Source organism: Salinisphaera sp. T31B1 (assembly GCF_040361275.1).
Classification (GTDB): Bacteria; Pseudomonadota; Gammaproteobacteria; order Nevskiales; family Salinisphaeraceae; genus Salinisphaera.
Window position 1 is genome coordinate 558,970 of sequence record NZ_APNH01000001.1, and the last position, 21,618, is coordinate 580,587.

Sequence of the window (21,618 nt, forward strand, 5' to 3'; positions counted from 1 at the left end):
CCGGATGAACGGCGGCGCCGACACGATTGCGGCACTCGCCAGTGCGGCCGGTCGTGCCGGGGTCGCCATGGTCCGTTTGTCCGGGCCTCAGGCCGGCGCCATCGCCCGCGGATTGACCGGCCGCCTGCCGCAGCCGCGCCAGGCCCGGCTGGCTGCCTTCGCCGACGCCGACGGCCAGGCGATCGACCATGGCCTGATGCTCTATTTCGCCGCGCCTGCCTCGTTCACCGGCGAGGATGTCGTCGAACTGCACGGCCACGGCAGCCCGGTGCTGGTGGAGCGGCTGCTCGCGCGTCTGGTCGCGCTGGGCGCGCGTCTGGCGCGTCCGGGCGAATTCTCCGAGCGGGCCTTTCTCAACGACAAGCTGAGCCTGGACCAGGCCGAGGCGATCGCCGACGCCATTGATGCCGGCAGCGCTGCAGCGGCGAGTGCGGCCATGCGTTCGCTCGAGGGCGCGTTCTCGCAGCGTATCGATGCCCTGGTCGAGGCATTGACCGCGCTGCGGGTCTATACCGAAGCGGCGATCGATTTCCCGGACGAGGACGACGTCGACTTTCTCGGCGACGGTGCGATCGCAGCACGCCTGGATGAGATTCGTGGCCAGTTGGCCGACCTGACCTCGGAGGCAGCCCAGGGCGCCCGTCTGCGCGATGGCCTGCGGGTGGTGATCCTCGGGCGTCCTAATGTCGGCAAGTCGAGTCTGCTCAACCGATTGGCTCGTCGCGATACGGCGATCGTGACTGAAATCGCCGGCACCACGCGCGACGTGCTGGCAGAGCAGTTGTCCATCGACGGCCTGCCGCTGACGCTGATCGATACCGCCGGCCTGCGCGAGACCGACGACCCGATCGAGGCCGAGGGCGTGCGCCGGGCGCGTGCCGAACTCACGCGTGCCGACCGGGTGCTGCTGGTATTCGATGCCCGCACCGGCCTGGGCGAGGCGGAACACGAATTGCTTGCCGAGATCGGCAGCCGGGTGCCGGTCTCGCTGATCGCCAACAAGATCGATCTCTGCAGCGAGGCGCCCGGGCTGGCCGAACGCGACGGTCGGCCGATGGTCCGTTTATCGGCGGTCGACGGTGTCGGCATGGACGCGCTGGCCAGCCATCTGAAGGCCTGCGCCGGCCTGACCGAAGGGGCTGAGCCGGCGTTCGTTGCCCGCACTCGCCATCTGGAAGCACTCGCCCGGGCCGCGGCGTCACTGGATACCGGACGGCGACGGCTGCTCGAGGATGCGGCTGGCGATCTGTTGGCCGAGGAGCTGCGCCAGGCCCAGAACGCACTCGGCGAGATCACCGGCACCGTGACCAGCGACGACCTGCTCGGCGAGATCTTTTCGAGCTTTTGTATCGGCAAGTGACCGAGGCTCCGCACGACTGCTGATTGAGCGCCCCCGGCAACCGATGCATGATGCATTCGCCACTACAAAAGAGGGCCGTCCATGTTCGGATATCCGCGGGTCATTTATGTCGGTTATGTCGTTGCCACCCTGCTGCTCGGGCTGGTGTTGGCGCTGTTCGCGCCCCACTGGCTGTGGCTGTGGTTGATACTGGCCGCGCTGGCGGTGGTTGGCGCGTTCGATCTGCGCTCGCAGGCCAACGTGTTGCGCAATTTCCCGATCCTGGGGCACTTGCGCTACATGTTGGAGTTCATGCGGCCCGAGCTGCGCCAGTATTTCTTCGAATCCGAGACCAGCGGCCGACCGTTTTCCCGCGAGCAGCGTGAGATCGTCTACTCGCGCGCGGCCGGTCGCGGCGATACCTCGCCGTTCGGCACCATTCGCGACTACGAGGATGCCGGCTACAACTTCACCATGCATTCCATGGCGCCGAGAACGGTGGACAAGCGCCATGCACGGCTGATCATCGGCAACGACCAATGTCGCCAGCCCTATGATTCGTCGCGTTTGAACATTTCGGCGATGAGCTTCGGCTCGCTGTCGGCCAACGCGGTGGCGGCCATGAACCGCGGCGCAGCGCTCGGGCAGTTCGCCCAGGATACCGGGGAAGGCGCGATCAGCGATCATCACCGTGAGCATGGCGGCGACCTGATCTGGGAGATCGCCTCGGCCTATTTCGGGTGTCGTACCGAAGACGGTGATTTCGACCCCGACGAGTTCGCGCGCAAGGCCAATACCGATCAGGTCAAGATGATCGAGATCAAGATATCCCAAGGCGCCAAACCCGGCCACGGCGGGCTTCTGCCCGGCTCCAAGGTGACCGAGGAGATTGCCCGGGTCCGTGAGATCGAGGCTGGCCAGGACTGTCAGTCCCCGGCGACCCATTCCCAGTTCGACACACCGATCGGTCTGCTGCAGTTCGTGGCGCGCCTGCGCGAGCTCACCCACGGCAAGCCGGTCGGTTTCAAGCTATGTCTGGGCCGCCGCTCCGAGTTCATGGGCATCTGCAAGGCCATGGTCGAAACCGGCATCGTGCCGGACTTCATCACCGTGGACGGCGCCGAAGGCGGCACCGGCGCTGCACCGGCGGAGTTTTCCGACTTCGTGGGAACCTATATCAACGATGCCCTGCCTTTCGTACACGCCTGTCTGGTCGGGATCGGCGTACGCGACCGGGTCACCGTCATCGCCAGCGGCAAGGTGGTGATGGGCTTCGACATGGTGCTCAAGATCGCGCTGGGCGCGGACATGTGCAATGCCGCCCGGGCGTTCATGTTCTCGGTCGGATGTATCCAGGCGCGCCGGTGTCATACCGATACCTGTCCAACGGGGGTGGCCACCCAGGATCGCCATCGCGGCGCGGCAGTGGATGTCATGGCCAAGTCCCTGCATGTTCGCAATTTCCACCATGCCACGATCGATTCGTTCCTGGATATCGTCGGCACCATGGGCCTGGACAGCCCCGACGATCTCACTCTGGCTCATATCCAGCATCGCCCCGAGCACGGGCATGCGGCGACCTTCGCCGATATCGAACCGGCGGTGGTGGCCGGCGACTTCCTCGAAGACCGTATTCCCGACGTCTATCGAGAGGATTGGTCGATGGCCAGCGCCGCGTCATTCGCCCCGCTGCGCGGGCGTCCGTAGTCGAACGGATTCAGCCGGGCTGTTCGGATGTCTAGGGTGGCGCCCCGTTCACCGGGTGCCACCCGGTTCGGTCCCGCCGGCGGCGTCAGCGTACGCCCCGGGCCGGCGCGGGCGATTCGAATCAGACAGCCAGGGGAAAACGCCATGCTTATCCGTACCCATGAGGATGCCGAACAGGACGCCGTCGAAGACGACAAGTGGATCAGCCGCCGCTATACGCTGCGTGCCGACGGCATGGGCCACTCGATGCACGAGACCTATATCAAGCCCGGCAAGGAACTCCACATGTGGTACAAGAACCATAAGGAAACCGTGCTGTGCATCGAAGGCGAAGGCAAAATCCAGGACCTGACCGAAGGCGGGGAATGGGAGCTCAAGCCCGGCGTGCTGTACGCGCTGGACAAGAACCAGCAGCACATCCTCTCCAGCGAGAAGGGCATGACCGTGATCTGTGCCTTCTCCCCGGCGCTGGTCGGGCCTGAATCGCACGACGAGCAGGGCAGCTACCCGCTGCTGGACGACGACGGTACGGTCATGCGTCGCTAGGGCGTTGTCTGGCCGGGCGCTGCCGCAGCCGTGTTCGGCCGCGCCACTTCGAACAGGCGTGACCAGTACTTGCCGGTGAGGTACAGCCGATCGGCCTCGGCATCCCAGGCGATGCCGTTGAGCACGTTCGGGCGTCCGTCCGGCGGCAGAGCGGACACCAGCGGGCTGGCGTCCAGGCGCGCCACGACCCGTCCGGTATCCGGATCGATCCGCAGGATCCGGTTCTCGTACCAGACGTTGGCCCAGATCTCGCCGTCGATGTATTCGAGTTCGTTGAGCCGCTCCACCGGCGTGCCGTTGTCGCGTACCGTCAGCCGCCCGATCACCCGGAAACCGTTCGGATCGATACGGCGCAGGGTGGCGGTACCGTCGCTCATGATCAGGTCCTGGCCGTCCCAGGTCAGGCCCCAGCCCTGGCCCTCATAGTGCATCCGCTGGACTTCGCGCAGGCTGGCCCGGTCGTAGACCAGGACCACGCCCTGTTTCCAGGTCAACTGATAAAGCCGGTCGCCGACCAGTGCGAGGCCTTCGCCGAAGAACGTCTCGGGCAGGGCCACCGATCGCTCCACGCGCCCGCTGTCGATATCCACGCGTCGTAGCGTCGACTGCCCGTACTGGCCGGTGGATTCGAACAGTTTCCCGTCGTGGATCAGCAGCCCCTGGGTGAACGCGCCGGGGTCGTGGGGGTAGCTGGCCAGAATACGCGCGCGCTCCTGGGCCACGGGTTCGGCACAGCCGGCCACGGCCCACAAGGCAATCGCCGCCAGCAATAGCGGCATGCCGGCGCGGGCGATGCTGCGAAAAAAAAACGGCGCGCCGTACATCCGGGGCCATCCATACACTTAAGATAGAGTGTTTTAATCATAAACGCCGAGAGCCGCATGGCCGAACAACAACATACAGAACACGATCTCGATCACCGTCAGAAGCGGGATGCCCGTCGGCGCGAGGCGCCCAGTGCTGCGGTGGTCTACGAAGCGATCCGTCGTGAGGCCGAGTCCGAGCTGACCCGGCCGCTGCCCGGGCTGTGGTTCTCGGCCCTGGGCGCGGGGTTGTCGATGGGGTTCTCACTCATCGCCCAAGCGTTGCTCTACAGTTACACGCCGGAATCGGCCTGGCGCCCGATCATCGCCAGCTTCGGCTATTCGATGGGCTTTTTGTTCGTGATTCTGGGCCGCCAGCAGCTGTTCACCGAGAACACGCTCACGCCGGTACTGGAGATGCTCCGTGTACGCTCGATCAGCGTGTTCACCCGCACCATCAACTTATGGCTGGTGGTGCTGATCGGCAACATGATCGGTACCGCGATCTTCGGCGCTGCCCTGGCCTATTTCGACGTGCTCGACCCGAAAATCAACGAAGCACTGGCCTCGATCGCCGCCCGCGAATACGAATCCCCCTTCACCACGATGCTGATCCGGGCGATATTCGCCGGCTGGCTGGTCGCCTTGATGCTGTGGCTCATGCCGTTCGCCGAAACCGCGCGCGTGGGCGTGATCATCCTCGTGACCTATCTGATCGGGCTGGCCCACTTCCCCCACATCATCGCCGGGTCGGTGGCCGCACTCTATGCCGTGTTTACCGGCATGCACGGTATCGGCGCGTTTTTCGGCAGCTTCTTCTTCCCCACGCTGCTGGGCAACATGATCGGCGGCATCATGCTGGTGGCCGTGGTCAACTATGCTCAGGTGGCCTACAGCGACTCCGACCGGGACGAAACCGACGTCGACAAGGATTAGTTGCCATTATTGACTGTCATCGTTGTTGCGTTGCAGTATGACGTCCACATTCTCTAGTGATGGATATTCGACATGACCGAATCCGATGATAAATGGGAAGGCCGCTTCGACCGCGTGAAAGGCAAGGCGCGTGAGCACTTCGGCAAGCTGACCGACGACGACGTCGAAGAAGCCCGCGGCAAGCGCGAGAACTTCCTGGGCAAGCTCCAGGAGAAGTACGGCGAGACCAAGGAAAACGCCGAAGCGCTGCTCAAGGACTTCGAACGCAAGTACCTGTAGCCGCGCCGATCGCGGTTGTGCGATCGTTCAAGCCCGCCCGGGTTCGCCCCGGGCGGGCTTTTTCATGGACAGGCCGGGCCCGTCCCGCCGGCCCGGAACGCCCGGGCGGCGGCAATCAGCGCGGCGAACAGGCGTCGCTGGGGGGCGCGGTAGAACAGATATTCCGGGTGCCATTGCACGCCGATCACGAACGCGTCGCGTGGGCTTTCGATCGCCTGAACGAAGCCGTCGGCATCGCGGGCGGCCGCAAACAGGGTGCCGCCCAGCCGGTGCACGGCCTGGTGATGAAGACTGTTCACACGTATTCGGCGGGCGCCGGCCGCCGCCCGCACTCGCCGGGCCCGGCCGCTGACCGTAATCGTCTTGCAGGCCAACGGGTTGGCGCGGTTCGAGGTGTGTCGGCGTTGTTCGCTGATGTCGGCATAGAGCGTGCCGCCCGCGGCGACGTTGATCAGCTGGGCGCCCCGGCATATGCCCAGCAACGGCCGACCGTCGCGGATGGCCGCCTCGATGGCGGCCAGCTCGAAGGCGTCGCGTTGGCGATCGGCATGGCGGTCGAACGCAGCGGTGGCGGCATACAGATCGCTGGCGATATCGTCGCCGCCGCCGATGACCACGCCATCGATATTTGCCGGCATGGGATGCCGCGGCGTGGCTCGTATCGCGCGGCCTCCGGCCAGCCAGATCGCCAGCCAGGCAAACCACCAGCCGGGCGCCCAGCGGCTGGCCTTGCCGGTCACCGCGATTCGCGGGCGTGACATTGGTTCAGAGATAGCGCTCGAACCCATCGCTCCAACGCCCCAGCCAGTCGCCGAACGGCTTGTCGAGCGCGCTGCAATAGTCGTCGCAGATTGTCAGCAGCCGATCCGGGTCGGCCGCCAGCCGTTCGATGACCAGCCAGTCGCGCCAGCTGGCGCGCAGATCCCAGCCCGGCTTTTCGATCTCGCAGTTCGGCAGCCGGTAATGAAGCGTTGGCCGTGCATTGACCAGCCCGTCCGAAACCGCTGCGCGCACCCGGTCGGCGTCGATATGGGCGAATACGGGCAGCATGTCCAGGGCCCGGTTGCGATTGGCGTTCTCGGCCAGGTAATCGCCGATCAGCCGTGATCGGGTGGGTAGATAGCCCGGATCGCAGACCGTGCGCACATAGGGTTTGGGATACGGCTGGATATACGGCGATACGCGGCGGCTTATATCGATGACGCTGACCCGCTTGAGCCAGTCGTAGGCCACCGCGAACGCACGGATATAACCCAGCAGCGTTTCGGTTTCCAGATCCGGCAGCTCCGGGTTCAGGTGCAACCCGAACGCATAGATCGCCGAGTCGCTGGTACCGCGGGCCCCGGCGGCGCGCAATGCCCGAATGACCGTGTTGATACGGTGCAGCTGGTCGATCTCGATCGGCGGACACACGATCTCCCGCGGGACCACGCGCTTGGCGAGGGCGCCGAGCAAGTCTTCGGAGGCTTTCTCGATATCCTCGAGCAGGCCGGATTCCGGCTCGCGCCGACCGCGTTCCTTGAGGTAGGCATAATCCAGTTCGACCGCGAAATCGCCCAGCTCGGTGTCCTTGACGCTGTACTCGTAGGCGCTGTGCGCGACGATTTCGCCGCCGTAGGTGGCCTGCAGCGTCTGACTGATGCGTTCGATGGACAGCCCGGTAAATTCAAGTTCCACGCCCACGCGACGCTGTCCGTGCGCTGTCGTATGGATACGCGATGGCCGGTCCAGCGGTGCATCGGCGGAACCGTCTTCAGGTTCGTTCATTGTATCGTGCACCGCAGCATAAATAAGAAACCGTGCCAGCATGCCATTGACGCCCTCCGACGGCTAGTTGTCGGCGCTCGGGAGGCGGGCGTAACATCGACTACAAATCGTTTTCACGAGTTTGAACAAGGAGCGCCGTATGGCCCAGGCGAGTTCGCACCCAGAGCACGCCGACGACGTAGAAGACGTCGATCCGCAGGAGTCCGCCGAATGGCGTGACGCGCTCGACGCCGTCATCGAGATCGAAGGCCCGGAACGGGCGCATTATCTGCTGGAAATGCTCATCGAGCGGTCGCGGCGTTCAGGGGCCTATATCCCCTACTCGCCCAACACGGCCTATATCAACACGATTCCGCCGCACCTGGAAGAGCGCTCCCCGGGCGATCCGGCCATCGAGTGGCGTATCCGCTCGATCATCCGCTGGAATGCGATGGCCATGGTCATCCAGGCCAACCGCCATCATGAAGGTGTGGGCGGCCATATCGCCAGCTACGCCTCGGCGGCGACGCTCTATGAAGTCGGCTTCAACCACTTCTTCCATGCGCCCTCCGAAGAGCACGGCGGCGACCTGGTCTATATCCAGGGGCATTCGGCGCCGGGTATCTATGCGCGTTCCTATCTGGAAGGCCGGATCGACGAAGACCAGCTGCTCAACTTCCGCTCGGAAGCCGGCGGCAAGGGCCTGTCGAGCTACCCGCACGCCTGGCTGATGCCCGACTACTGGCAGTTCGCGACCGTGTCGATGGGCATCGGCCCGATCAACGCGATCTACCAGGCGCGCTTCATGCGTTACCTGCACAACCGCGGCATCGAAGACACCAGCGACCGCCATGTCTGGTGTTTCTGCGGCGACGGCGAGATGGACGAGCCCGAATCCATGGGCGCGATCGATATCGCCGCGCGCGAAGGTCTGGACAACCTCATCTTCGTGGTCAACTGCAACCTGCAGCGGCTGGACGGCCCGGTCCGCGGCGACTCCAAGATCATCAACGAACTGGAAGGCTCGTTCCGCGGTGCCGGCTGGAACGTCATCAAGGTGATCTGGGGCGCGCTCTGGGACGGTCTGCTCGCCCAGGACCACGACGGCAAGCTCGTCGAACTGATGAACGAGACCGTCGACGGCGAATACCAGGCCTACAAGGCCAACGGGGGCGACTACACCCGCGAGCATTTCTTCGGCAAGTATCCCGAGCTGGAAGAGATGGTGGCGTCCATGTCCGACGAGGACATTCGCCGGCTCAACCGCGGCGGCCACGATCCGCACAAGGTCTATGCGGCCTATCACGCGGCCGTGAACAACAACAATGGTCGCCCGACGGTCATCCTGGCCAAGACGGTCAAGGGCTACGGCATGGGCGAGGCCGGTGAAGGCCAGAACATCACCCATCAGCAGAAGAAGATGGGCGAGGACGCGCTCAAGGAATTCCGCGATCGTTTCGAGATCCCCGTCGACGACGACAAGATCGCCGATGCGCCCTTCTACAAGCCGGACGAAGACTCCGAGGAGATCAAGTATCTCCACGAGCGGCGCGCCGCGCTAGGCGGCTATCTGCCGCAGCGACGCACGCAGGGCGACAAGCTCGAGATCCCCGAGCTGAGCGTGTTCGACAAGCTGCTCCAGGGCTCCGGCGATCGCGAGATGGCCACCACCATGGTGTTCACCCGCATCCTGCAGATCCTGACCCGCGACAAGAACATCAAGGACCGCATCGTCCCGATCATTCCCGACGAGGCGCGGACCTTCGGTATGGAAGGCATGTTCCGCTCGCTGGGGATTTATTCGCCGGTCGGCCAGCTGTTCGTGCCGGAAGACTCCGACCAGCTCGCCTTCTACAAGGAGTCGATCACCGGTCAGATTCTCGAGGAAGGCATCACCGAAGCGGGCGCGATCTCGTCGTTCATCGCGGCGGCCACGTCGTATTCGAACCACGGCAAGACGATGATCCCGTTCTATGCCTTCTATTCGATGTTCGGCTTCCAGCGCGTGGGCGACTTCTGCTGGGCCGCCGGCGACATGCGCGCACGCGGCTTCCTGCTGGGCGGCACGGCCGGTCGGACCACCATCAACGGCGAAGGCCTTCAGCATCAGGACGGCCACAGCCATGTGATGTTCGACTTCGTACCGAACTGCCGGGCCTACGATCCGACCTTCTCCTACGAGATGGCCGTGATCATGCACCGCGGGCTGGTGGAGATGTACGAAGAGCAGCAGGACGTCTACTACTACCTGACGATGATGAACGAGAACTACAGCCATCCGCCGATGCCGGAAGGCGTGGAAGACGACATCATCGCCGGCATGTACCAGTTCTCGCAGTCCGGCGCCGACAAGGATCTGCAGGTCAACCTGCTGGGTTCGGGCACGATCCTGCACGAAGTCATCGCCGCCGCCGAGATGCTCGAAACCGAATTCGGTATCGGCACCGCCGTCTGGAGTGCGCCCAGCTTCACCCAGCTCAAGCGCGACGGGGCGTCGATCGAGCGCTGGAACATGCTGCATCCCGAAGAGGACCCGCGCCAGAGCTTCGTGGCTAAGAAATTCGCCGACGCCAAGGGTCCGGCGATCGCTGCCACCGACTATGTCCGCGGTCTGCCGGAGATGATCCGTCCCTACATGCCGGTGGCGTATCACACCCTCGGCACCGACGGGTACGGCCGTTCGGATACACGCGAGGCGCTGCGCGAGTTCTTCGAGGTCGACCGGCGCTGGATCACGGTCTGTGCGCTCAAGGCACTGGCCGACGAGGACAAGATCGAACGCAAGGTCGTCGGCGAAGCCATTCGCAAGTACGGCATCGACCCGGACAAGCCGGAGCCGATCACGCATTGATCGCTGCGGGAGACGACCGGACGACGCATGATCGACTGATACGGCGGGACGGCCTGCGGGCCTTCCCGCCCAGAGCTTAAGGAAACGCTTTATGGCGGCGCAGGAAATCAAGGTTCCGGACATCGGCGACTTCGACTCGGTCGAAGTCATCGAAGTGCTGGTCTCACAAGGCGACACGGTCGAGGAAGAGCAGCCGCTCATCACCCTCGAATCCGACAAGGCCACGCTGGAAGTGCCTTCCACGATGGCCGGCAAGATCACTGAAATGAAGGTCTCCGAGGGCGACACCGTCTCCGAAGGTGACGTCATCGCACTCGTCGAGGCGGCCGGCGAAGACGACGCCGACGACAGCGATGACGACGACGAGGCCGCTGAAGACGACAGCGACGACGAGGCACAGGCCGCAGATGAGGCCGAGGACGACGCCGACGAGTCGGACGACGCCGAGACCGACGATTTGGACCAAGACGACGAAGAGGAAGACGCCGGCGGCGAGACCGTCGAGGTCAAGGTGCCGGACATCGGCGACTTCGACTCGGTCGAAGTCATCGAAGTGCTGGTGGCCGAAGGCGACGAGGTCGAGGAAGAACAGCCGCTGATTACGCTGGAATCCGACAAGGCCACGCTGGAAGTGCCCTCGTCCGCAGCCGGCAAGATCACCGAAATGAAGGTCTCGGAAGGCGATACCGTCTCCGAAGGTGACGTGATCGCGATGCTGGAAAAAGCCGGCGGCAAATCCTCCGGCGGCGACAAGAAGCAATCCAAACAGGACAAGGCGTCGAGCAAGCAATCCGGCGGCGCCGACCGCGCCAAGAAGGACACCAAGAAAGCCGACAAGGCGGACAAGAAGCAGTCCGACGGCAAGGCGTCGAAAAAGGACGACGCGCCGAAGAAACAGGCGTCGAAAGACGACAGCGGCGATTCCTCCAAGCTCGACAACGTCGACGAAGAGCGTTTCGGCAAGGCCCATGCCTCGCCCAGCGTGCGCAAGTACGCGCGCGAGCTCGGGGCCGATCTGGGCCGAATGGACGGCAGCGGACGCAAGGGCCGGATCACCGCCGAGGATGTCCAGTCCTATGTGAAGAATGCCCTGTCGCAGGTGCAGAGCGGCGGCGGTGCATCGGCACCGGCCGGCGGTGGGGGCGGCGTGCCCGCCCAGCCGGATATCGATTTCAGCCAGTTCGGCGAAGTTGAAACCGTCCCGCTGGAGCGCATCCGCAAGATCTCGGCCAAGGCCGTCCATAAGAACTGGCTGCTCATTCCGCATGTCACCCAGTTCGACAACGCCGATATCACCGATCTGGAAGAATTCCGCCAGGCGAACAAGGAAAAGGCCAAGGCGGATGGGGTCAAGCTCACGCCGCTGGCCTTCCTGCTCAAGGCCTCGGCGGCCGCGCTCAAGGCCTTCCCGGACCTCAACAGCTCGCTCACGGCCGACGGCGAATCGCTGGTGCACAAGAAGTACGTGAACATCGCCGTGGCGGTGGACACACCCAACGGCCTGCTCATGCCGGTGATCAAGGAGGTCGACAAGAAAGGCATCTACGAGATCGCCCGCGATCTGGACGAGGTCTCCGGCCGGGCCCGCGAAGGCAAGATCAAGGGCGACGACATGAAAGGCGCCTGTTTCTCGATCTCCAGCCTCGGCGGCGTCGGCGGTACGGCGTTCACGCCGATCGTGAACTCCCCCGAGGTCGGCATTCTGGGCGTGTCCAAGCACAGCTGGCAGCCGGTCTGGAACGGGTCCGAGTTCGAGCCGCGGCTGATTCTGCCGCTGTCGTTCTCTTACGATCACCGCGTGATCGACGGGGCCAAGGCGGCACGGATTACGGGATTCATCAGCGAGAAACTCTCTGACTTGAGGACGTTGTTGCTCTAGGCCGCGGCTATGGGGCTGCAATACGGCGTTGCCGATCGCTTATGTAGCGTTGCTACACAGCGCTCTCGACGCCTTGGCTTGCAGCCTCATCGCTCGCGCCGGGCGATCTGAAGCCTGTCGCTTCGATGGCCCGCTTCTTGAACGCACAATCCGGCCTGCGGGCCGGTCAAGGTAGTTAAACCATGGCGCAGGAAATCAAGGTTCCGGACATCGGCGATTTCGACTCCGTCGAGATCATCGAAGTGCTCGTCGCCGAGGGCGACACGGTCGAGGAAGAACAGCCGCTCATCACGCTGGAATCCGACAAGGCCACCCTCGAAGTGCCGTCCACGGTCGCCGGCAAGATCACCGAGCTGAAAGTCTCGGAAGGCGATACCGTCTCCGAAGGCGACGTGATCGCGCTCATCGAAGCCGCGGATGAAGACGGCGGCGACGATGAGGGCGACGACGATTCGGACGACGCCGACGCGGATGACGGCGACGACGGCGAATCCGAAAGCGACGACGAGAAGGACGAGGACGCCCAGGCGGCGAAATCGAAAAAGTCCGACAAGTCGGACGACAAGAAATCGTCCGCCCAATCCGACAAGAAGTCCGCCTCCAAGGACAAATCGGCCGACAAGAAACAGTCGTCCGAATCGAAACAAACGAAAGACAAGGCCGAAAATCCCGCCGGCGGCGATCACGACTACGATTGCGACGTGCTCGTCCTCGGCTCCGGCCCGGGCGGTTACACGGCCGCCTTCCGTGCGGCCGATATGGGCCTGAGCGTCACCATGGTCGAGCGCCACAGCGTGCTTGGCGGCGTCTGCCTCAACGTGGGCTGTATTCCGTCCAAGGCGTTGCTGCATTCGGCCAAGGTCATCGAAGAAGCCGCCAACATGGCCAGCCACGGCGTGACCTTCGGCAAGCCGGAGATCGATCTCGCCAAGCTGTTGGACTACAAGCAGTCCGTCATCGACCAGCTCACCGGCGGCCTGAAATCCATGGCCTCCAAGCGCAAGGTGAATATCGTCAACGGCACCGGCACCTTTGCCGATGCCCACACGCTCAAGATCGAAGGCAGCGACGATACCGACCAGCTCACCTTCAACAACGCCATCATCGCCGTGGGCTCCGAGCCGGTCATGCTGCCCGGCTGGCCCGAGGACGAGCGCATCTGGACCTCGGAAGAAGCCCTCTCGCCCGACGAAATTCCCGGCTCCCTGCTGGTCGTCGGTGGCGGCATCATCGGCTGCGAGATCGCCAACGTCTATGCCGCCCACGGCACCGAAGTGGATGTGGTCGAAATGACCGATAGCCTCATCCCTGGCGCCGACAAGGACCTCATCAAGCCGCTCACCAAGCGCATGAAGAAGCGCTGCGGCAATATCTGGGTGTCCACCAAAGTCACCGGCCTGGAAGCCGGCGACAAGCTCACGGCGAGCTTCGAAGGCGACGACGCGCCCAAGTCCAAGGACTACGATCGCGTGCTGGTCGCCATCGGCCGCAAGCCCAACGGCGCCAAGATCGGCGCCGACAAGGCCGGGGTCGAAGTCGACGAGCGTGGCTTCATCGGCATCGACAAACAGTGTCGTACCAACGTCGACAACATCTTCGCCATCGGCGACGTCTCCGGCGAACCCCAGCTCGCCCACCGGGCCACGCATCAGGGCAAGGTCGCCGCCGAATGCTGTGCCGGCGAAAAAGCCGCCTTCGACGCCAAGGTCATCCCCTCCGTCGTCTACACGGATCCGGAAGTCGCCTGGACAGGCGTGACCGAAACCCAGGCCAAGAAAGACGGCATCGAATACACCAAGGGCGCCTTCCCCTGGGCCGCCAACGGCCGCGCCATCGGCCTGGACGCCACCGACGGCAACACCAAGCTGCTATTCGGCAGCGACGGCCGCATCATCGGTGCCGGCGCGGTCGGTAGCGGTGCCGGCGATCTCATCGCCGAAACCTGTCTCGCCATCGAAATGGGCGCGAACGCCGACGACATCGGCCTGACCATCCACCCGCACCCGACCTTGGCCGAAACGGTCGGCATGGCCGCCGAGGCCGAGGCCGGAACGCTCACGGATTTGTATATTCCTAAGAAAAAGAAATAGCGTAATCGTTATTGCCTACGACTAAAGGCCGGCTTTTCGCCGGCCTTTTTTACGCATTTTGCATTTACTCGGGTTATTCGCTTCTCTATTGTTCTAGTTAGTAGCTATCGACGCTGCTAGGGGGGAGACATGGCCGAACTCGCGAATGTTCATCCGGGCGACGTGTTGCGCGAAGAGTTTATCGCGCCGATGGGGTTGAGCCTTCGCAATGTCGCGGATGCAAGTGATCTTCTGCGTGACGATTCAACTTCGCTTATGGAAGGACGGCGACCGGTAGATGCCGATATTGCTCGCCGGCTGAGCCAGTTTTCTGGCACGTCGGTTCAGTTCTGGTTGGGGTTGCAGGCGGATTATTATCTCGAAGAGGTACAACGAGCCCAAGTCGCCTGATCAAGAAAGATAAGTATACTGTCCCCGGATATCCAGGCCTCACCATCCATCCGCACCCGACGCTCGCTGAAACGGTCGGCATGGCGGCTGAAGCCGAGGCGGGCACGTTGACGGATCTGTATATTCCGAAGAAGAAAAAGTAGCGAGGCTGCTTTTACTAAGGACTAAAGGCCGGCTTTTTGCCGGCCTTTTTTGTGGGCGGCGTTATTTACAGCCGGGGCGGGATTGCATAACGTCTGTATGAGGCATCGAGTGATCGTATGCCGAGGGGGGAATCTTGACCGAGCTTGCCAACACTCATCCGGGTGACGTGTTGCTTGAGGAATTTCTCAAGCCGATGGGGCTCAGGGTGTCTCGGTTTGCTGATGAGGCCGGATTGGCGTTGGATAGCGTCAATCAGCTTATTGCCGGTCAGCCGAACCTGAGCTTGGACGATGCTCGCCGCTTTGCGAATTATTTCGGAACCTCGGTTTCGTTTTGGGTGGAGTTTCAGAATAGCTTCGATGATGAGGTCGAGGCACACCGCAAGATCTGACCGCAGGTCTGAGGCAGTCTTGCCATATCCACGGGGAGCATGGAATTGGCAGCAAAGCGCTTGCTTGTACTGGTACTGATCGTCGTCGCCGTCTCTGGCTACGTATTCGCCTACCTGGTGTACGAAAGAGACCGCGGCATGATTGCAGATGCTCGAACGGCCGACGTCGCCCTATTCGCATCGCTATTGATAGATTCGAAAGGCCATTCCCATTCTGCCGAAATGACGATTCGGTTCGTGAAGTATCAATTCATGATGTCGACCGTATTCGTCGGCCAGGAGTACGACGTGCTCAACGGTAGCCAACGCGGCTACCTGCAAAAGCTGTTCGCCCGGCTCGACCAGTCCGGCAGAAACCTCGATTTGAAAGACGCAGGGTTCAATTACCCGCGGTTTTCGCATCAGGCTGAACAGGTGCGCAGTTGTTTCGAATCCGCTCAAACCGATATGTGTATTAAATCGATCGATTGGCGTTGATTGACCGATACGCAAAGCCGACTGAGCGGCAAGAAAGTTCGACGATTTTCCTAGGCTGCAGGGTCAACAAACAGTTCCGCAAAACGACCCTTCGTTGTAGTGTGAATAAAACAGGGCAGTCGGGGGACTTGCTATGGGTTTGATCGAACGTTTGAACGAGCTACCCAGCTTTGTGGCGCGGCGACGTGGAAACGTTAGGACCGAAACCACGAAAGCGGGCTTGCTCTTGTCACATTGACGCACGAGACAAGACCTGACCCCAAGTCCGCGCCAAGTTTGATGCGTCAGCAAGCGTCAATTGGTATACCTATGTGTAACTGACCGACTTGCGCCATGGCGTTGAGAAACGCACCCACATCTTTTTGATAAAACACGAAGGCGAACGCTGAATGATTGCGATCGCTATCGGTAGTGTCGTAGAGCACATCAGCTAAAGGCGTACCATTAGTAAGCCCAACTCGAACGATGCCTAGATGTAGACTCATCGGCTGCACCTGTTCATGGAGAGCCAAACGTACTCGACCTAAAGTCTTACGCTGCGCTCGCAACAAGTGGCCAAGCTCTCGAGTCATGTATTCAGCAAGGATCATATGGCGAGTGCTCAACGTGATGCCATAAGCATTCCCCGGGTATTGGGCGTAAAAATTGCCGACAATTTGGGCTAGGTCGCTAGCCACCCTTATCCCAGCCCGGTTCAGCGTATCCGGTGACGCTCGTAAGTCGTTATGTGCTGCTACTAGCAATAATTCGGGAGTAAAGCTCGGATACCCAGAAAGAGGATCGGCCTGAGGAGGCGTGGAAGTCGATACTGGGCTATCAGGAATTAACTCAACCGCTCTATTTGGACCGTTATCATGAACTTTAAATCTTACATTCGGTCCTAAATTATCGTCATGTATATATAAATTTGGTATCAATGTGTCTTGAAGACTAAATTCTGAAACCGAGACTGGAGGCGGAGCACAGGAGCGAAAGCCTACGGCGCATATGGCATGCAAACCAACGCTGCCTAAACGCCCCACAATAAGAACTGGGTAACCGGATCTTATGAAGGATGCACAAGAATTATTGAATCGTTCCGCACTGAAACCATGTTCTTGAGAATTATTTATATCTCCACTTAAAAGTATAGGTGACAGGTCGTTTTCTTTTATTGCCTCGCAAATCTGCTCAATGCGTAAACCTTCGGATGGAAATACTCGTGAGCCTAGAGAAGCAGTTTTATGCGCTGCTCTTGTTATATCCGCTGTGGTCGGAATTGCGTGATGATCGTCTAAAGCGGATGTATGAAGCATTGACCACAATCCAACGGTCGCGCACGCTCCGACGCCGGAATCCTGTTGTTGCCACGCTAAACCATGTACTGACAGTTTAATTCCGGCTACGTGAACTGAATAAGATCGAGCGGGCGAAGTAACTCGCGGCGTGTTGGGGCTATTGTCTGGATACCAAACGAGAACAGTCCGTCCGAAAGGAGTAGCGGGGATAGGACGAATGACTACGAAACCTAGGTAATGCTGCTGTAGGCGTTTCTGAATTACCGGACTACCGCCCGCCGCTGCTCGTATGTTATTCCGAGATACATCTATTTCAGAGAAAAAATGCAAACGTTTGCAATAGTTTGGATAGCCAGCTGCACTTTTACTGTAGAAGGCTGCGAACTCAGATAGATAATCGCGATCGAAGTATCGCGGCTCTTCCAAAACTGTTTTTGCGCCGAGATCGGTCAGATAGCGTTTTAAGTACTGTTTCTGGCGCGTCTCAGGCAGAGCTTCCAATGGGCAGCTTGAGCTTGAGAATTCTCGCAACACTATTTTTTTGGGCGTATTAGGCATAAAAAAACGGCGCCTCAGTTGCGCCGTTAATTAAGAAACCATTCTATTTAACTGTGTAGCGAAGAGCCTCGTTCATGACAGGCGTCTCATAGGGCTTTAGCCGATCATCTAACGACTTCTGCGATGCCTCAATTGCGTAGCGATATAGTTCATCGCGCACTGCTTGAGTCGATTCAAAGCCAAGATTACGCTTATTTTCGATACCAGTTTGAGTGTTCCAAAGGGTTGTAGGCTCGCATCCCCGCATTGCTACCTCCTAGCGCTCTGTTGCTCGGTTCTACTTAGAGAAGCGAACTGGAGATTGGTTCAATGATCTTTTTCTATAATTAAGTAAAGAGCTAGAGACTATAGCTCTGAAAAATTGCGCGCGTACTATGCACCCAATATCTCCATCGCGCAAATTCCTTATAGCGTATTGGAGGTTCGCACGCAAGGCCAGAATTCGCATGGAATGGATTCAGGTTCGCAAGGCATCTGGGGGCGGTCTGAGCTAGCCCAGCTCTCACGGACAAGTAAACCAAGCCACAGCTTGATGCGTTTGTTCCACTTCTAGCGACGTTCGATAGCTCAGCCTTTGATAGATCCGCTTACGTAGCAGAAAGTAGGATATCCGGGGACAGTATACTTATCTCAGCTTTGATCCTTAGGCTTCGGCCCCGGAGCTTGCGGACGCAGCGTTCGTCCGAGTCGCCGCTCTGCTATATCGATAAACGCATCGTCGCCCAATGGTCGCCCGGTACGTAGGTGCTGTTCGACCTGTTCCTGCTCGTCGTCTGGAACAGGCGTTCGGGGTCAGGTCTTGCGTTGTGCGTCTGCTAGCCGGGGCACTCTTCCATCGGCAAAGACTTTCACATCGCTCAATGATAAGTATCATGTCGAGGCATCGATTCACTAGCCGTTGATCGACGGGTGCCGTATCGGCGCGGACTTGGGGTCGGCGCTTTCAGCTATCCGACGACGCGGCAGGAGTAAACTCGATGTCCGACTACACCGAAGGTCTTGTGAACGCGTGCCGCTTCGAGCGCGGCATCATCACCGCCGGTCAGCCGACCGCGGCACAGCTCGAGGCCGCCCAGGCGCAGGGCGTAAAGACCGTGATCAATCTGCGTCCGGACCGCGAGATGAAGGATTTCGACGAGGCCGCACTCGTCGGCAAAACCGGCATGAACTATGTGCATATTCCGGTCGCCGGGCCGGACGACATCAACGACGCGAACGCGCGCCTGCTTGATGAAGCGCTGGTACCCGGCGCGCTGCCGGCGCTCTTGCACTGCGCGAGCGCGAACCGTGTGGGCGCGTTGATCGCCTATCGCGCGCGCTTCATTCAGCACAAGAGCGACCACGAATCCATGGGCCTGGGGATCACGGCCGGCCTCGACCCCGATGGATCGCTGCTCGAAGCGGTGGCCCAGAAGATCGGCTGACCCGACGCCTGGCGAGCCGGTCACACATCGTTGCCGACGCAGGCGTACGGTTCAGACGTGCTCGCGATATTGAAGGCTGTAGGAAATGCTTGCTGGCCGCCGTCGGGCGAGCGCGACCAATTTCCTGCCGTAGCCTGCACGGGGTAGGATCCAGGACTCGGCCGGCGGCGCTAGAATCCGTTCAGGGATGCTGGCCAACGCCGACCCGCCGGAGCGTGATCCATGGATTTCAATCTCACCACCGAGCAGGAAGCGATACGCGACGCGGTGGCCCGCCTATGCGCTGAGTTCAGTCTCGACTACTGGCTGGAAAAAGACCGGCACGGCGGCTTCCCGCACGATTTCCATGCGGCGCTCGCCGGGGACGGCTGGCTGGGTATCTGCATGCCCGAAGAATATGGCGGCGCGGGGCTGGGTGTCATGGAGGCCGCGCTCATGGTGCAGGCCATCAGCGCGTCAGGCGCCGGGATGAGTGGCGTATCGGCTATCCATATGAATATTTTCGGCTTGAATCCGGTGGTCAAGTTCGGCACGGACGAACAGAAGCGCCGTATTCTGCCGCCGCTCATTGCCGGCGACGAGAAGGCCTGCTTTGCGGTGACCGAGCCGAATACCGGGCTCAACACGACCCGGCTCAAGACGTTTGCGCGTCGCGAAGGCGATACGTATTACCTGACGGGCCACAAGGTCTGGATCACCACCGCGCAGGTCACCGAGAAGATGCTGCTGCTGGCACGCACCACGCCCATCGACCAGGTGGCGCGGCCGACGGATGGCCTGAGCCTGTTCTATACCGACCTGGACCGTCGCTATATCGACGTACGGGAAATCGACAAGATGGGCCGCAAGGCGGTCGATTCGAACGAGCTGTTCATCGATGCGCTGCCCGTGCCGGCCGCCGATCTGATCGGCGCGGAAGGCGAGGGGTTTCGAAACATCCTCCACGGCATGAACCCGGAACGTGTGCTGGCGGCATCGGCCGCGGTGGGCCTCGGCCGCGTCGCGCTGGATCGCGCGGCCACCTATGCCAACGAGCGCGAGGTGTTCGATCGGCCGATCGGCAAGAATCAGGGCATCCAGCATCCGCTGGCCGCGTGCTGGATGGGCCTGGAAGCGGCCGATCTGATGGTCATGAAGGCGGCATCGCGCTATGACCAGGGCCTGGAATGCGGGGCGGAGGCCAATGCCGCCAAGTACCTGGCGGGTGAGGCTGGCTTCAAGGCCTGTGAAGCGTCCGTGCTTACCCATGGCGGGTTTGGCTACGCCAAGGAATACCACGTCGAACGGTTCTTTCGCGAAGCGATGCTGCTGCGTATCGCGCCGATCAGTACACAACTGATCATGTGCTATATCGCCGAGCGAGTACTGGGCCTGCCCAAGTCCTATTGAGCCCGTATGCGACCGGTTTCGGCAAGCCCGGCCGAGCCGTATCCCGCGGCATTAATATTCTGTCGAATCAGCACGATCGTGCGTGCATTCAGGCATGGGCATACGCGCGTATCGCCGGTTGGGCACAGGCCGACGGCCCGATACATGGTTCGATATCGCGCGATCGCGCCGCGGCAAGCCGACGCGCCTATGGGGTTGGCGGCCCGCCGTCGACGATACGACGCGCGTCGCGCCGGATGCATATTGCATGCACGATACCGAAGGGGGCCATGAGCTGCAGCCCCACGCCCATGACCGCCGTCGAGCTGTCGTAGAATCGGCCGAACGTCCTGCCGAGCAATACGATCATGGCCGATACCGATCCGGAACACGACGCGCAGCTGGCGGACTTCGCCGAACGGTTCGGGTTCAGTCAGGCGGCGGTTCGTCATCTGTCCGACGCGGTCTCCGATGGCGGCGGCGATATGGCGATGTTCGATCACACTGAGTTCGCCGGGCCCGGGCAGTGGATGCGTGGCGGGCTGATCATGATCACCGACCCGGCGAACCACGTGCTCAAGAACCGGATCGATGCCCTGTGCAACGCGCTGTCCGAACAGCTGCGCCGTACCCATGCCGGCGCCACTCGCCGACACCGCCGTATCGAGCCGGATGCGCGCGCCTGGGATACCGGCCCGGCCGTGCACGATCACTGGTGGCCGTCTGAGCTGGGCGAGCCCTCGGTCAGCGGTCGCCAGAATGACCTGGCGTATGCGTATTTCGATGCCGCGCGTCGGCTGGCGATCCGCCGCGGCGAGCGGATCGCCGTTTACGATACCGGCGACCACCGCATCACAGGCGTCGCGCAAGCCGATGCCGACATACGGGCGGAGACGGTGTTCACCAGCCAACTGGGGGAAGTCTCGTTGGGTTCGCTCGCCCGGTGCGACAGTGGCAACGAAGACACCAGCCAGGCCAGCGCGGCCCCGCGCGCCGGCTCCGCCACCGGCCAGTCCACCGACGAGATACTCAGCGCGCTCGAACGGCTGGGCGAACTCCAGCGCCAGGGCGTGCTCACCGAGGCCGAGTTCGCGGCCAAGAAGCAGGCGTTGCTCGACCGGCTCTGAGCGAGGCTGGCTCAGCCGTGCCTGCTGGCTGTGTTGATCGCGGGCCGGTCCAGCGACAATGCGGCCGATGTCACCTGCGAACCTGGCCGGTCGACTGCGTCCAAGAGCCGGCCGCCGCCTGCTAAGAGCGTTGCCGGCCGGCCATCGTGCCGATCGTTCGGCTGCGTTTAGCCGGGGCGACACGCTGCCGGGCGAATGCGCCCGGGACGTTGAGCGTCAAGCGGCGGCGGATGGTGTCGTGTAGACATCGACGCCCGCAACTCGCCAACGGCAGCCCGACAAACGC

General features: G+C 61.7%; 19 protein-coding genes. 14 read left to right on the forward strand and 5 right to left on the reverse strand.

The genetic code is table 11. The features are described 5' to 3' along the window. Positions 1-4: 4 nt before the first annotated feature. From mnmE to T31B1_RS02535, 3 genes are all read left to right on the forward strand, one after another. Complete coding sequence (mnmE, locus tag T31B1_RS02525) at positions 5-1,360, forward strand: tRNA uridine-5-carboxymethylaminomethyl(34) synthesis GTPase MnmE (RefSeq protein WP_353247886.1); 1,356 nt, start codon at positions 5-7, stop codon at positions 1,358-1,360. An 81-nt stretch (positions 1,361-1,441) separates the two neighbouring features. After that, a complete protein-coding gene (locus T31B1_RS02530) occupies positions 1,442-3,046 on the forward strand; it encodes an FMN-binding glutamate synthase family protein (protein ID WP_353247887.1) in 1,605 nt (534 codons plus the stop codon). Positions 3,047-3,190: 144 nt separating this feature from the next. Further along, complete coding sequence (locus T31B1_RS02535) at positions 3,191-3,592, forward strand: ectoine synthase (RefSeq protein ID WP_353247888.1); 402 nt, start codon at positions 3,191-3,193, stop codon at positions 3,590-3,592. On the opposite strand, the gene T31B1_RS02540 is transcribed toward T31B1_RS02535, so the two are convergent. Beyond that, positions 3,589-4,371, reverse strand: a complete 783-nt coding sequence (locus T31B1_RS02540; RefSeq protein ID WP_353247889.1) for a glutaminyl-peptide cyclotransferase — start codon at positions 4,369-4,371, stop codon at positions 3,589-3,591. The two genes, T31B1_RS02535 and T31B1_RS02540, sit on opposite strands and share 4 nt — an antisense overlap. Positions 4,372-4,473: 102 nt before the next feature. Between T31B1_RS02540 and T31B1_RS02545 the strand changes: the two genes are divergently transcribed. Both T31B1_RS02545 and T31B1_RS02550 read left to right on the forward strand, forming a co-directional pair. Next, positions 4,474-5,331: a formate/nitrite transporter family protein gene (locus T31B1_RS02545; RefSeq protein WP_353247890.1), complete on the forward strand. Its 858-nt coding sequence runs from the start codon at positions 4,474-4,476 to the stop codon at positions 5,329-5,331. A 72-nt stretch (positions 5,332-5,403) separates the two neighbouring features. Then, positions 5,404-5,610 (forward strand): CsbD family protein, encoded by a 207-nt coding sequence (locus T31B1_RS02550; RefSeq protein WP_353247891.1) that lies wholly within the window; start codon positions 5,404-5,406, stop codon positions 5,608-5,610. A gap of 62 nt (positions 5,611-5,672) precedes the next feature. Here the strand turns inward: T31B1_RS02550 and T31B1_RS02555 are convergent, their stop codons facing one another. Both T31B1_RS02555 and T31B1_RS02560 read right to left on the reverse strand, forming a co-directional pair. After that, entirely contained in the window at positions 5,673-6,371 is a 699-nt protein-coding gene (locus tag T31B1_RS02555) for a gamma-glutamyl-gamma-aminobutyrate hydrolase family protein (RefSeq protein WP_353247892.1), read from the reverse strand. A 4-nt stretch (positions 6,372-6,375) separates the two neighbouring features. Continuing rightward, the gene (locus T31B1_RS02560) at positions 6,376-7,377 is read right to left on the reverse strand and encodes an amidoligase family protein (protein WP_353247893.1); all 1,002 of its coding nucleotides are present in this window, start codon (positions 7,375-7,377) and stop codon (positions 6,376-6,378) included. A 139-nt stretch (positions 7,378-7,516) separates the two neighbouring features. Between T31B1_RS02560 and aceE the strand changes: the two genes are divergently transcribed. The 6 genes from aceE (at position 7,517) to T31B1_RS02590 (ending at position 15,578) form a co-directional block, all read left to right on the forward strand. After that, positions 7,517-10,207 (forward strand): pyruvate dehydrogenase (acetyl-transferring), homodimeric type, encoded by a 2,691-nt coding sequence (aceE, locus tag T31B1_RS02565; protein WP_353247894.1) that lies wholly within the window; start codon positions 7,517-7,519, stop codon positions 10,205-10,207. 91 nt (positions 10,208-10,298) lie between these two features. Beyond that, on the forward strand, positions 10,299-12,086 hold the full coding sequence (locus T31B1_RS02570; protein WP_353247895.1) for a dihydrolipoyllysine-residue acetyltransferase: 1,788 nt from the start codon (positions 10,299-10,301) through the stop codon (positions 12,084-12,086). Positions 12,087-12,268: 182 nt separating this feature from the next. Beyond that, the gene (lpdA, locus tag T31B1_RS02575) at positions 12,269-14,176 is read left to right on the forward strand and encodes a dihydrolipoyl dehydrogenase (protein WP_353247896.1); all 1,908 of its coding nucleotides are present in this window, start codon (positions 12,269-12,271) and stop codon (positions 14,174-14,176) included. A gap of 129 nt (positions 14,177-14,305) precedes the next feature. Then, positions 14,306-14,566 (forward strand): HigA family addiction module antitoxin, encoded by a 261-nt coding sequence (locus tag T31B1_RS02580; RefSeq protein ID WP_353247897.1) that lies wholly within the window; start codon positions 14,306-14,308, stop codon positions 14,564-14,566. A gap of 277 nt (positions 14,567-14,843) precedes the next feature. Next, the gene (locus T31B1_RS02585; protein WP_353247898.1) at positions 14,844-15,101 is read left to right on the forward strand and encodes a HigA family addiction module antitoxin; all 258 of its coding nucleotides are present in this window, start codon (positions 14,844-14,846) and stop codon (positions 15,099-15,101) included. A 39-nt stretch (positions 15,102-15,140) separates the two neighbouring features. Continuing rightward, a complete protein-coding gene (locus T31B1_RS02590) occupies positions 15,141-15,578 on the forward strand; it encodes a hypothetical protein (RefSeq protein WP_353247899.1) in 438 nt (145 codons plus the stop codon). 284 nt (positions 15,579-15,862) lie between these two features. Here the strand turns inward: T31B1_RS02590 and T31B1_RS02595 are convergent, their stop codons facing one another. Next, a complete protein-coding gene (locus tag T31B1_RS02595) occupies positions 15,863-17,413 on the reverse strand; it encodes a hypothetical protein (protein ID WP_353247900.1) in 1,551 nt (516 codons plus the stop codon). Between the two features lie 977 nt (positions 17,414-18,390). On the opposite strand from T31B1_RS02595, the gene T31B1_RS02600 reads away from it, so the two are divergent. Beyond that, positions 18,391-18,837 carry a beta-lactamase hydrolase domain-containing protein gene (locus T31B1_RS02600; protein WP_353247901.1) on the forward strand — a complete coding sequence of 149 codons (447 nt, stop codon included), beginning with the start codon at positions 18,391-18,393 and terminating at the stop codon, positions 18,835-18,837. Positions 18,838-19,059: 222 nt separating this feature from the next. Further along, positions 19,060-20,226, forward strand: coding sequence for an acyl-CoA dehydrogenase family protein (locus T31B1_RS02605; protein WP_353247902.1), 1,167 nt, complete (start codon positions 19,060-19,062; stop codon positions 20,224-20,226). Positions 20,227-20,413: 187 nt separating this feature from the next. On the opposite strand, the gene T31B1_RS02610 is transcribed toward T31B1_RS02605, so the two are convergent. Beyond that, a complete protein-coding gene (locus T31B1_RS02610; protein ID WP_353247903.1) occupies positions 20,414-20,575 on the reverse strand; it encodes a hypothetical protein in 162 nt (53 codons plus the stop codon). On the opposite strand from T31B1_RS02610, the gene T31B1_RS02615 reads away from it, so the two are divergent. After that, entirely contained in the window at positions 20,574-21,332 is a 759-nt protein-coding gene (locus tag T31B1_RS02615) for an SHOCT domain-containing protein (RefSeq protein ID WP_353247904.1), read from the forward strand. The genes T31B1_RS02610 and T31B1_RS02615 overlap by 2 nt on opposite strands. Positions 21,333-21,618 lie beyond the last annotated feature (286 nt).